Raw genomic sequence first — 12,144 nt, 5'->3', positions numbered from 1 at the left:
GCAAGGCGCAGTTCGGCCGGGCAATGACCTACAATCGATTAATGAACCGGCGCTACGACACGCTTGCGGGCCTTGGTCGGCTCATATAGAACATATCAAGAACAACTTTGGAGACGACAATGCGCAAGACCGGCAAGCTCGACTATATCGAAATGGCCGCGGTTGGCGGCACGCTCGACCATGTCAAATCCTTCTACAGCGCGGCTTTCGGCTGGACCTTCACCGACTACGGTCCTGACTATGCCGCATTCGCAGAAGGCCTCGACGGCGGGTTCCAGGCTGAGGTGCCAGCCAAGCCGCTGCCGATTCTCTATTCCGAAGCGCTGGAACAAACCCTTGCCGCGGTCGAAGAAGCCGGCGGCACGATCGTCAAACCGATCTTTTCGTTCCCCGGCGGGCGGCGTTTTCACTTCGTTGATCCAGCTGGCAACGAGCTCGCCGTCTGGGGCGAATAGTCAACACATTCAGATAAGAAAAGCGGCAAAGGCGCGATTGTGCTTTTGCCGCGCACTGCATATAAGGCGGCGGTCGATTGACTCGCCTGCGGCTCATAGTTGTTAGCCTGCGGCTTGTTGGGGCGTCGCCAAGCGGTAAGGCATCGGTTTTTGGTACCGACATTCCCAGGTTCGAATCCTGGCGCCCCAGCCAACCTTCCAGTTTTGATATTCAGTCCGCTTCATTCCGAACCCAACACTGGTGCGGTTAAATCTCTCGGCCAGAAGCAGACGCAAGCTGGCCGATGGACAAAGGCCTAAGCTCGAAGCTCCTGAATTGGAAAGGGAATCTCGACAAGCTCCCTGGGCCATGCAAATTTCGCGCCGGGCAATCCAATTGGGCCTGGGGGATCATGAAGTTCAAGACATTAGTTGTAACAGTTCTAGCGCTGTCGGGCTGTGTGTCCAGCCAAGAGATTCAGAGGGTCGAAGCGTCACAGAGACCGCCGTCGCCAAGCGTCAAAGCCTCGATTGTCAACGCGGCCCGCGACTACCTTGTAGATCCGTATTCAGTGCGTGACGCTGAGATTTCGAGCATCGTAGATGCCACACCAGACGGCAAGATTCAGGCCGTATGCGTCAAGGCGAACTCAAAGAACCGAATGGGTGGATACACCGGCAGAACAGCCGTTTCAGTGCGCCTAGTAAACAACAAGCCGGTTGGCACGCTGGAAAACGCTATGGGGTGCCACCTTCCGAACATGAAGTATTTCCCATTCCCCGAGCTTGAGGCTCTGAAGAACGTGTGAACTTGCCGGCCAGGCAGCGAATGGCGATGTGGCGCAAGAAAGGCCCCGGATTTCTCTGGGGCCTTTTTCCTTACGTTCCTAGCTCGCCTCAGTGATGAGCCGGCTCAGCCATCTGCTTGGCGTCGGGCTCCTCGACATGCGCGGCCAGGTCCTTGCGGGCGATGAAGGTATAGAACATCGGCACCACAAACAGAGTGAAGACCGTTCCAACGAGCACGCCGCAGAAGATCACCAGGCCCATCGAGTAACGCGCGGCAGCGCCAGCACCCGAAGCGAGGATCAGAGGCACGACGCCTAGCGCCATGGCGGCCGTCGTCATCAGGATCGGACGCAGGCGAACCTTGGCTGAAGCGATGATCGCCTCACGCCGCGACAGGCCGTGTTCCTCGCGCTGCTGGTTGGCGAATTCAACAAGCAGAATGCCGTGCTTGGTGATCAGTCCTATCAGTGTGATCAGACCGACCTGGGTGTAGATGTTCAGCGTCCCTAGCCCGAGATTGAGCGGCACGATGGCGCCGAAAATCGCCAACGGCACCGACATCATGATGATGAGCGGGTCGCGGAAGCTTTCGAACTGTGCCGCCAGAACCAGGTAGATCACCACGATCGCCAGCGCAAAGGCGATCAGGATGGTATTTCCCTGTTCGCTTTCCAGACGCGACTGGCCGGAATAGTCGATGAAGAAGCCGGCCGGCAGCAGCGGCCGGGCGATATCCTCGATCGTCTTCAAGCCATCGCCGGTGGTCACACCAGGCACCGGCAGCGCCGAAATCGTTGCCGAATTGAGCTGGTTGAACTGCTCGATCGAAGCCGGCGACGAATTTGTCTTGATCGTCACCACAGCCGACAGCGGCACCATCTGGCCGTTGACGCTGCGGACATAGAACTCGCCGAGCTTTTCAGGGTTGCCGCGATACTGATCAGGCACCTGCATGATGATGTCGTAGCTGTTGGAATCGCGATCGAACTGGGCGATCGAACCACCGCCCACAAGCAGGCTCAGCGTCATGCCGATGTCGCGCACCGACAGGTTGAGCGCTGCGGCCCGGTCGCGGTCGATGGTCACCGTCACCTGCGGCGCATCGAAGGACAGCGAGTTCTGCACGACGATGAAGCGACCCGAGGCCTGGGCCTTTGCCTTGATCTGCTCGGCCACCTCGAAGACCTGGCTCGGATCGCCGGTCGACTGGACGACGACCGAAATCGGCAGGCCGCCGCCGGCACCCGGCAAAGACGGAGGCGCAAAGACCAGTGCTTCGACGCCGCTGACCTTGGACAGGCGCGCCTGGATATCCGCCTGGATCTCCTTTTGCGAACGCGAACGGTCGGACCAATCCTTGAGTGCCCAAACGGAGAAGCCCGAATTGGTGGCGCCGCCCATGCCGACGATGGAAAAGTTGGTCTTCAGCTCAGGCAGATCCTTGGTCAGGTCGCGGATCTGGTCGGTGTAGAGACTTGTATATTCGGATGTTGCGTAGCGCGGCGCAGTCACCAGCGCGAACAATGCGCCGGAATCTTCTTCAGGCGCCAATTCGTTCGACGTCTTGAAGAACATGAAGGCGGTGACCGAAACAAGCGCGATGACAATCAGCAACGTCACCGGACGATAATTGAGCGAGCCCGACACCAGCCGCTCGTAGCGGTTGGCGATGCGCTCGAACGTACGGTCGACGAATTTTGCAAACCGGCTGTGGTTGCCGGCCTTCAACATCCGCGCCGACATCATCGGGGTGATCGTCACGGCGATGAAGCCAGAGAGGATGACAGCGCCCGCAAGCGTGACCGCAAACTCACGGAACAGCGACCCGGTCAGGCCGCCGGTAAACATCAGCGGAGCAAACACGGCCGCGAGCGTGATGGTCATGGCGACCACCGGCCCGAAGATCTCGCGCATGCCCTTGAATGCCGCCTGCATCGGCGACATGCCGTCTTCGATGTGCCGATGGATATTTTCCACCACCACGATGGCGTCGTCGACCACCAGGCCGATCGCCAGAACCATGGCCAGCAGCGACAGCAGGTTGATCGAATAGCCCATCATCAACAGGATGAAACAGACGCCGATCAGCGACAGCGGAATGGTCACCACCGGCATCAGCACCGAGCGGAACGAGCCAAGGAACAGCAAGATCACGACGATGACGATCGCGACCGCCTCGGCGATGGTCTTGAACACCTCGTCGATCGACGCACTGATCGTCTCGGTCGAGTCATAGACCATGGTGATGGTCATGCCTTGCGGCAAACTCGCGCTGATCGCCGGCAACTCCTTGATCACCGCAGCAGCGGTGGTCAGCGGGTTGGCCGAAGGTGTCGGGAAGATGCCAATGAAGGTGCCCGGCTCGCCGTTGAAATTGACGACGGTGTCGGTGCTTTCGGCCGCCAGCTCCACACGGGCCACGTCACGCAACCTGACGACATCACCATTGCTGGACTTGAGCGGCAGCTCACCAAAGGCCTCTGGCGTCTGCAGCGTCGACTTCATGGTGATCGAATAGGCGACGTATTCGTTCTTGGTCTTGCCCGGTGCGGACAGGAAGTTGGACGCATTGATGGCCTGAAGAACCTCAGGTGCCGTCAGACCGCGCGCTGCGAGCTTGATCGGATCGATCCATACCCGCATCGAATATTTGGCCGCGCCCAGGACCTGTACCTCGGCCACGCCCTCGATGGTCGAGACGCGCGGACGGATGACGCGCTCGATATACTCGGTCAGCTGCTCGGCGGTCATGTTGGGGTTCTGCATCGCCAGATACATGATGGCGAACTGCATGCCCGTGCCCTTGACGATGGTCGGGTCCTCGGCGTCTGTCGGCAGCTGGCCGCGCACCTGCTGGACCTTGGACATGACCTCGGTCAGCGCCGTATCCGGGTTGGAGCCAAGCTCCATCTGGACGGTCACGGTGCTCGACGAAGGACTGCTCTGCGAGGTGACGTAGTCAATGTTTTCAGTGGTCGCCACCGCAGCGGCAATCGGTGCCGTGATGAAGCCCTGGATGAGGTCCGCACTCGCACCCGGATAGACGGTGGAGATGGTGATCACCGTCTCCTCGACCTTCGGATATTGCCGGACGGACAGGTTGAACAACCCCTGGAAACCCAGGAGCAGGATCATGAGCGCGACGACCGTCGAAAGGACGGGACGGCGGATGAAGATGTCAGAGAAACTCATTTTGCAGCTGCCTTCGCATCGGTCGACGCAACAGGAGAGACCGTGTTGTCGACCTTGACCGGGGTGCCGTTGGAGAGCCTGTTTTGTCCGGCAACGACGAGTTCGTCACCGAAAGAAACACCTTCCGTGATCTCGACGCGGCCTTCTGAACGGCGGCCAACCTTGACGAAGATCTGCTTGACCACGAGCGCTGGCTCGGCCTGTTCCTTGGCTGGCGCTGCGGCTGCTCCGGAAGCTTCGGTGGTCTCCGCAGGTTTCACGACATAGACAAAATCACCGTAGAGGCTGGTGGTCAGGGCTGTCAGCGGTACGGCTACGACACCGTCTTCCTCAGGAAGCACGACACGCACGCGCACGAACTGGCCCGGGCTCAGCTTGCCATCCGGGTTGTCGATTTTTGCGCGGACCGAAACCAGGCGGCTCTGCGGGTCTACCTTCGGATCGATGCCAACCACTGAACCAATGAAGGGCATTTCGGCGTCAGTGACACCGAAACGCACAGGCTGGCCAATCTTCAAAAGGCCAAGCTGCTGTTCGGGAATGGCGAAATCCGCCCGCATCGTGTCGATATCCTGAAGCGTCGCCACGATGGTGCCTGGCTGGAGATATTGACCGACGTCGACCTTCGGAATGCCGATCGTGCCGGAGAACGGCGCGCGCAATTGCTTCTGGTCGAGCACTGCCTGCAGCTTTTCGACTTGCGAGGCCGAGGTGGACGCAGCCGCGCTAGCCGAGTCGCGTACGACGTCGGAGCCGACACCGCGCTGCTGCAAGGCAACTGCCCTTTCAAACAACTGCTTGTCGAGCGCGGCCTGCGTCTTGGCGGCGGCCAGGTCTGCCTGCTGCACGCTGTCGTCGAGCTGTATGAGCACGTCGCCCTTGTTCACGCGCTGGTTTGCCGTGAACTTGATCTCCTTGACGATACCAGTTGTTTCGACCGTGAGGTCGACACCTTGGGATGCGGCGACCGTGCCGATCGTTTCGATGCCGGGCGTCCAGGCAGCGGGCTCGACCTTGGCGGTCGCCACTGTGACTGATGCGACAGGCATGTTGGCGAAGAATTGCTGGATTGCATTGTCGCGGAACATGTTGAAACCAACGATGCCGCCGCAAACGACGACGAGCAATACGATCGCGATGATGAGACGCTTAATCAAAGGAGATCCCCAATCGGTAAGGAATCGGCACCAGGGCGGGCCGCGACGCATATATTGGACTTCTTTCTTGGAAAGCCCAAGAGCGAGAGGCTTACTGTACCGACTGGACGGTATTGTCAATCCACGATAATGTGATGCGAACGGAGACACCACCAATGTCGGGCCACAGACCAAGCTCTCGCGAAAAAATCCTCGCCGCCGCGGCGGAACTGGCGGATATCGTCGGCCCGGGCCACCTGTCGCTCGACGCTGTCGCCCAGCGCGCCGGCGTCTCCAAAGGCGGGCTCCTTTACAACTTCCCCACCAAAGCCAAGCTGATGCAGGCCCTGGTTCAGGACTATCTCAAAAGCTTCGAGGAAGCGCTCGCGACAAAGGCGGCCAGCAAAAGCGGCGATACGCCCGACAGCAGCCTTGCCGCCTATATCGAACTATCCGCCGAGGAATGCGGACAGAAGCAGCCATCCGCAGCAGGCGTACTCGCAGCCCTTGCCGAAGACCCGGATTTCCTCAATCCCGTCAGGGATTTCAAGCGCCATCTGCTCGACCGCCTGAAGGCGGAAACACCCGACCAAGCCAAGCTGATCGTGGCGTTCCTGGTCATAGAGGGGCTGCGTAGCATGAAGCTTTTCGACATGGACATACTCCACGAAGATGAACGCGACATGGCGATTGCTTACCTGCTCGCCGAAGCGGCTGCGTGACAGGTCACCGACGATGGCATCAACCTGCGTTCACGATTTTCTCACTATACGTTGAGCGATTTTTATGAAATTCAAATGCCGCACGAAACATCGTGCATTCGAACGCATGGCCATGTTGCCCAATGATCATGCGCTAATTTAGCGGTACACCCTTTAAGTGAGCCACTACATGACTTCGCCTTTGCCCGTCACGTTCGTCGTGACAGTAGATGTCGAAGCTGGGCCTCGTCGGAAATCGGCGCATGCACAGCTTTCAGCAATCGCTTGGCCCTTCGCCTTCGTCGAAGGCCTGACACCACAATCCGCTGAAACCATTGACCTTTATGATCCGAAGCGAAACCGCAGGCGCTCGAAGCGCCCGCTTGCCCCGGCTGAAGTGGCGGCCTACGCCAGTCACCGCAAGGCGATGCGCGCATTCCTGGATACGGATGCAGCGATAGGGCTGATCCTGGAGGACGACTTCCGCCTGCTCGAACCAGGCGCTTTTGTTGCACGTGTCGCAGCACTCCAGGCAGCGCCGGTCGAATGGGACATCCTCAAGCTCTTCGACTTCCAGGAGCGCCCGGTTGTGGAATCGGTTGGCGTAGCGGACATCTCGATCGTGTCGCATGGCAGCCCGACCGCCGGCATGGTCGGCTACCTGATCACACGGCGTGGCGCGGAGCGCATGCTCAGCCGGCCGACCGTCTACCGGCAGATCGACGAGGACATCAAGTTCTTCTGGGAACTGGACCTACGGGTGCTGTCGGTTCAGCCCAATCTCGTCACCGATGTCAGCCATGAGCTTGGCGGCAGCATGATCGAGGCGGAGCGCACGGAGATCAAGCAGCAGCGGCATTGGACGGTGTCGGTCAAAGGACTAGGCCAGACAGTGCTGCGCCAGCTCAACTATCGCCGCTACCGCAAGCACTACGGCCTCAAGCTCAAAAACCCTTGAACCGCGTGGCTTAGCTCGCCTCGCGTAGGGCCTCGGCCGCCTGGAGGTCGACCGACACGAGCTGGCTCACGCCCTGCTCGGCCATGGTCACGCCAAACAGGCGGTTCATCCGCGCCATGGTGATCGGGTTGTGGGTGATGACGACAAAACGCGTCTCGGTCGACGCCGCCATCTCGTCCATCAGGTTGCAGAAACGCTCGACATTGTGGTCGTCGAGCGGTGCATCGACCTCGTCGAGCACGCAGATGGGCGCCGGGTTGGTCAGGAACACTGCGAAGATCAGTGCCATTGCAGTCAGCGCCTGTTCGCCGCCTGATAGCAGCGTCATCGTCTGCGGCTTCTTGCCCGGCGGGCGAGCAAGGATTTCGAGGCCGGCTTCGAGTGGATCTTCCGACTCGATGAGCTGAAGCTCAGCCGTGCCGCCGCCGAACAGATGCGTGAAAAGCCGCCTGAAATGGCCGTTGACGAGGTCGAAAGCTGCCAGCAGGCGCTCGCGGCCTTCCCTGTTCAATCCCTGGATGCCTTGCCGGAGCTTGCGGATCGCTTCGATGATGTCCTCGCGCTCGGAAACGATTGCTTCGAGCCGGTCGGACAACTCTTTTTGCTCTTCTTCGGCGCGCAGATTGACCGCGCCGAGCCGCTCGCGCTCGATCTTGAGGCGCTCCAGCGTCCTTTCGATCTCGGCGGGATCGGGCATCGGGCTATCGGCTTCGAGGCCGGTGTGGCGAATGACCAGATGCGGCGGCGTATTCAGCACTTCCTGAATGCGCGCCTCGACCTCGCGACGGCGCTCGTCAGCGGCAGTCAGGCGTTCTTCGGCACGTGCCCTCGCCTCGCGCGCTTCGGCGAGCCCCTGGATCGCGGCAGTCGCAGCCTTGTCGAGCACGGCCTGCTTGTTTTCCGCATCCTGAAGTCGGTCGGACACTTCCTTGCGCAGAGCTTCGGCCTGGGTGAGTTGCGACATCAGCGCCCGGCGGCGCGCATCGAGTTCATCAGGCGCCTCAGCCAGCAGCTCGCGCTCGGCAGCAGCCTCCTCGCGCCGTTCGGCCAGCGCTTCGATCTGCTCGGCGGCACTTTCGGCGCGCAGCACCCAGCTCTGGCGCTCGGCGGCGATGGCCGTCAGCCGCCGCGTCCTTGCTTCGGCTTCGCGGTTGAGGCCGTCATGCACGGCGCGCGCGTCAGCGACCGCCGACCTATCACGAGCAACCGCGCCGGAAAGCTGCTCAAGCCGCACTTGGAGATCGGCGAGATCAGGCGCCGAGCCAAGCGTGTCCTCGGCTTCGACGTAGCCGGCCTGCGCCTCCTCATGCGCGTCGGCGACACGGGCACGTGCCTCGTCCAGGGCCGCGCGGCGGCTGGTCAACTCGCCGGCAGCCTTTTCGGCCTGGGCAAGCGCATCGCGCGCGGCACCGACCTGATGCTGCGCGTCGCGCCAAGCCTGGCGCGCCTGCCGTTCGGCTTCGGTGTTTTCGCGCACGGTATTTTCAGCGAGCGCCAAACCTTCTTCGGCAGCTCGAACCAGGAGCGTCGCCTCGACCGCCTCGGCATCGAGTTCGGCCAGGCGATTCTTCTGGGCAAGGCGCTGTGCGGCGGCAGTCGGTGCGTCGGCACTTGCGGTCAGCCCATCCCAGCGCCACAACCCGCCCTCGCGGCTGACCAGACGCTGGCCGGGCGCAAGCAGCGGCTGAAGCCGTGCCGCATCAGCGGTATCGATGACGCCAATCTGGGCCAGGCGGCGCGCCAGCTGGTGCGGCGCACGAACCACCTCAGCGAGGCTACGCACGTTATCGGGCAACTTCGGGTCGCTTGCGGCTGGCTTGGTATCGCCCCAGTGGACGGGAGCGGCGCGGTCAAGAGCTGCTTCGAGGTCGTCGCCAAGCGCCGCACCAAGCGCCGTCTCAAAGCCACGCTCGACGCCGATCTGCTCCAGCACGGCCGGGAAAAGGTCGCCCGACGCGGCGTTGATGATCTTGGCCAGCGTGCGCGCCTCGGTCTCGATGCGCGCGAGCTCGGCCTTCGCCTCTTGCAACGGCGCACGCGACGAGGCCTCCGCCTGCCGTGCCTCGGTGACAGCACGCTCGGCCTCGGTGGCGGCGAATTCGGCCTCTTCCAGCGCTTCCTGGGCGGCCTCGGCCAGCATCTGCTTTTCCGCCGGGTCGGCGAGCGCTGAAATGCGCGCGGCGATTTCACCGGCCTCGCGATCAAGCTCGGTTAGCTGGCGGGCAAAACGGTCGCGACGCTCGGCGGCATCACGCATCGCGCGTTCGGCCTGGGTGCGACCAGCGGCAGCCTCGGCGCGCTCGGCGGTCACGCGGCCCAGATCGGCCTCGGTCAGCGCAAGCGTTGCCATCGCCTCTTCGAAGGCCGCGCGGGTATGCGTCTCGCGATCGGTAGCCCCGGCATTCTCGTCGTTGAGCGCCTTCTCCTCGGCGTCGAGGCGCGAAAGGATTGCGGCATTGTCACCGATCATGCGCTGTTCGCGGGCGATGTCGGCGTCAAGCTGCTGCAGGCGCCGGTCGAGTTCGCTCTGGCGCGAATTGATGCGGCCTGCTTCTTCCTCAAGCTGGGAGCGGGCGATGGAAAGCCGCTGGAAGGTTGCGGCTGCCGCTGCCGCGGCATCGCGCATTTCAGGCAGCTTGTGCGCGCCTATCGCCTGGTCCTTGGCGGCGGCCATCTGGGCGGCGGCACGGTCACCGACAAGTGCTGTGGCCGTCGCAAGTGCCGACTGAGCCTCGCCTTCCTGCACTTTGGCCAGCGTCCAGCGCAGATGCAGCAGCGTCGCTTCCGCCTTGCGGATATCGGCCGACAGGTTCTTGAAGCGCGAAGCCTGCCGCGCCTGGCGCTTCAGGCTTTCGATCTGGCTTTCGAGTTCGCCGACGACATCGTCAAGGCGCTCGAGATTTTGTTCGGCGGCGCGCAGGCGCAGCTCGGCCTCATGGCGGCGCGTATGCAGGCCCGAAATGCCAGCCGCTTCTTCAAGCAGCGCGCGGCGTGCTTGCGGCTTTGCCTGGATGAGTTCGCCGATGCGGCCCTGCCCCACCATCGAGGGCGAGCGCGCGCCGGTCGACTGGTCGGCGAACAGCAGCTGCACATCCTTGGCGCGGGCTTCCTTGCCGTTGATGCGATAGATGGAGCCGGCCTCGCGCTCGATGCGGCGCGACACCTGCAATTCGTCGGCATCGTTGAAAGAAGCTGGCGCGGTGCGGTCGGTGTTGTCGAGAAACAGCGTCACTTCGGCGGTGTTGCGTGCCGGCCGCGTGCCAGAGCCCGAGAAGATGACATCGTCCATGCCCGAAGCGCGCATGTTCTTGTATGAGCTTTCGCCCATCACCCAGCGCAACGCTTCGACCAGATTGGACTTGCCGCAGCCATTCGGCCCGACGATGCCGGTGAGGCCGCGTTCGATGACGAACTCGCCGGGCTCGACGAATGATTTGAAACCGAGGAGGCGGAGGCGCGAAAACTTCATTCGCGCCGTTCCGCACGGAAGGGTGCACCGAAGCTGCGTTGCCTCGGCGCCATGACCCTATCAGAGCATGCCGTCGATAACCGCCGACATTTCTTCAATCGTCATTGCCCCTTTGTAGACATTCCCGTTGATGAAGAAGGTCGGGGTCGAGTCGACCTTGAAATCCTTCTCGCCGCGGGCGCGCACTGCCCTGATATCGTCCAGAAGCTTCTGATCAGTCAAGCAGGCCTCGAACGACTCCTGTGTAAAGCCGGCGAGCTTGGAAATCTGCAGCAGTGCATCCTTGGGCGTCTGCGAAGCCGCCCAGTTCTGCTGCTGCTTGAACAGCACGTCGACCATCGGGAAGTAGTTGTCCTTCGAGCAGCGCGCAAGCATGAAGCCTGCTTCGGCCAGCGGATCGAAGGGAAACTCGCGGTAGATCAGCCGCACCTTGCCGGTGTCGATGTATTTGGTCTTGAGCGCCGGCAACGTCGTCTCGTGGAAATGCGCGCAGTGCGGGCAGGTCATCGAGGCATATTCAACGATGGTGACCGGCGCATCGGCCTTGCCCAGCGACATATCAGGCAGGCTTCCGGCTTCGAGCAGCTTGGCCATGTCGACTGAGCCCTGCGAGACGGGAGCCTTTACAGCAGGTGCTGCAGCTGCAGCTGGCGTTGCTGCTGGGGTCGCCGGTTCGGCAGGCTTGGCGGGCGTTGCTGCGTTGGCCTGCTCGCCGGAGTCGCTGCAAGCGGAAAGCAACGCTGCTGCCGATACGGCTGCGAGCCCGGTAAGTGCGGTCCTGCGAGAAATGGAACGGAGCATACGAATCACCTGACGATGGTTGGATTTTGCGATGTTCAGATACGTGAAAGCGATAGTTGGCGCGAATTAAGGCATGGCTGTCCCCAAACCAATCGCGATTATCCGCACATGCGATCACAAATACGCGAGAAAGACGGCAAAATTCTACTTTCGGCTGCCCAGGATGCTCGCCCCAAGCTTTTCCAGCGAAGCCTTCAGGCCCTCGTCTTCTATGTATTGGACCGTTCCCGCCAGCTTGCCCTGCTCGGCGTCGGTGAGCTTGCGCAGGCGCGGACGAGCCTTGGCCGCTGCCGAAGTCACCGGCTTCTGCACGATGCGAATGCGGCCGATGGCGTTGAAGCCTAGATAAGAATTGACCCGGCCGATGATCTCGCCGGTCTCGTGTTGGAGGTGAAGGGCTGCCGGTCCCGAACAGGCAACGATCAGCACCGCCGGCTCGAACGGGTCGTCCTCATGCATGCGCCGCGGCCATTGGATCTTTTCGGGCCTTGTGTTGTGAGCCAGGCGCGGGCCGACGATCTCCTCCCATGACTGGACGAGACCTACCGAGATGCCGGTGCGCTTGCGTAGAACCGGATCGAGGATGGCATTTGCCAGATCGCTGACCGGAACGGGATTGCCCGTCCATCTTTTCCCTGCCATGTCGTTCTCCAGAAATGACCCT

The 12,144-nt window shown here is 61.7% G+C and carries 9 protein-coding genes and 1 tRNA gene; 5 read left to right on the top strand and 5 right to left on the bottom strand.

Features of this window, described 5'->3' with window-relative positions:
* The first annotated feature begins 119 nt into the window (after positions 1-119).
* The 3 genes from AC1DLV_RS14800 (at position 120) to AC1DLV_RS14790 (ending at position 1,243) form a co-directional block, all read left to right on the top strand.
* On the top strand, positions 120-455 hold the full coding sequence (locus AC1DLV_RS14800) for a VOC family protein (protein WP_476800674.1): 336 nt from the start codon (positions 120-122) through the stop codon (positions 453-455).
* A 118-nt stretch (positions 456-573) separates the two neighbouring features.
* A tRNA-Gln gene (locus tag AC1DLV_RS14795) sits at positions 574-648 on the top strand.
* Positions 649-847: 199 nt separating this feature from the next.
* The gene (locus AC1DLV_RS14790) at positions 848-1,243 is read left to right on the top strand and encodes a hypothetical protein (RefSeq protein ID WP_476800673.1); all 396 of its coding nucleotides are present in this window, start codon (positions 848-850) and stop codon (positions 1,241-1,243) included.
* Positions 1,244-1,331: 88 nt separating this feature from the next.
* Here the strand turns inward: AC1DLV_RS14790 and AC1DLV_RS14785 are convergent, their stop codons facing one another.
* Both AC1DLV_RS14785 and AC1DLV_RS14780 read right to left on the bottom strand, forming a co-directional pair.
* Entirely contained in the window at positions 1,332-4,415 is a 3,084-nt protein-coding gene (locus AC1DLV_RS14785; RefSeq protein ID WP_476782750.1) for an efflux RND transporter permease subunit, read from the bottom strand.
* Positions 4,412-5,572, bottom strand: a complete 1,161-nt coding sequence (locus tag AC1DLV_RS14780; RefSeq protein WP_476800671.1) for an efflux RND transporter periplasmic adaptor subunit — start codon at positions 5,570-5,572, stop codon at positions 4,412-4,414. The genes AC1DLV_RS14785 and AC1DLV_RS14780 overlap by 4 nt, the downstream gene beginning before the upstream one ends.
* 155 nt (positions 5,573-5,727) lie before the next feature.
* Here AC1DLV_RS14780 and AC1DLV_RS14775 point away from each other — a divergent pair, with 155 nt between their 5' ends.
* Both AC1DLV_RS14775 and AC1DLV_RS14770 read left to right on the top strand, forming a co-directional pair.
* The gene (locus AC1DLV_RS14775; protein ID WP_476800670.1) at positions 5,728-6,273 is read left to right on the top strand and encodes a TetR/AcrR family transcriptional regulator; all 546 of its coding nucleotides are present in this window, start codon (positions 5,728-5,730) and stop codon (positions 6,271-6,273) included.
* Positions 6,274-6,442: 169 nt separating this feature from the next.
* Positions 6,443-7,210, top strand: a complete 768-nt coding sequence (locus AC1DLV_RS14770; protein WP_476800669.1) for a glycosyltransferase family 25 protein — start codon at positions 6,443-6,445, stop codon at positions 7,208-7,210.
* 10 nt (positions 7,211-7,220) lie between these two features.
* On the opposite strand, the gene smc is transcribed toward AC1DLV_RS14770, so the two are convergent.
* From smc to AC1DLV_RS14755, 3 genes are all read right to left on the bottom strand, one after another.
* Positions 7,221-10,679, bottom strand: coding sequence for a chromosome segregation protein SMC (gene smc / locus AC1DLV_RS14765; protein WP_476800668.1), 3,459 nt, complete (start codon positions 10,677-10,679; stop codon positions 7,221-7,223).
* A gap of 60 nt (positions 10,680-10,739) precedes the next feature.
* A complete protein-coding gene (locus AC1DLV_RS14760; RefSeq protein WP_476800667.1) occupies positions 10,740-11,480 on the bottom strand; it encodes a DsbA family protein in 741 nt (246 codons plus the stop codon).
* Between the two features lie 144 nt (positions 11,481-11,624).
* Complete coding sequence (locus AC1DLV_RS14755) at positions 11,625-12,122, bottom strand: DUF721 domain-containing protein (protein WP_476800666.1); 498 nt, start codon at positions 12,120-12,122, stop codon at positions 11,625-11,627.
* Between the last annotated feature and the right edge of the window lie 22 nt (positions 12,123-12,144).

The organism is Aminobacter sp. 01T433, from assembly GCF_056398585.1.
The sequence above is the reverse complement of the archived record's forward strand: the minus strand, read 5'-3'. Positions and strand labels throughout refer to the sequence as shown.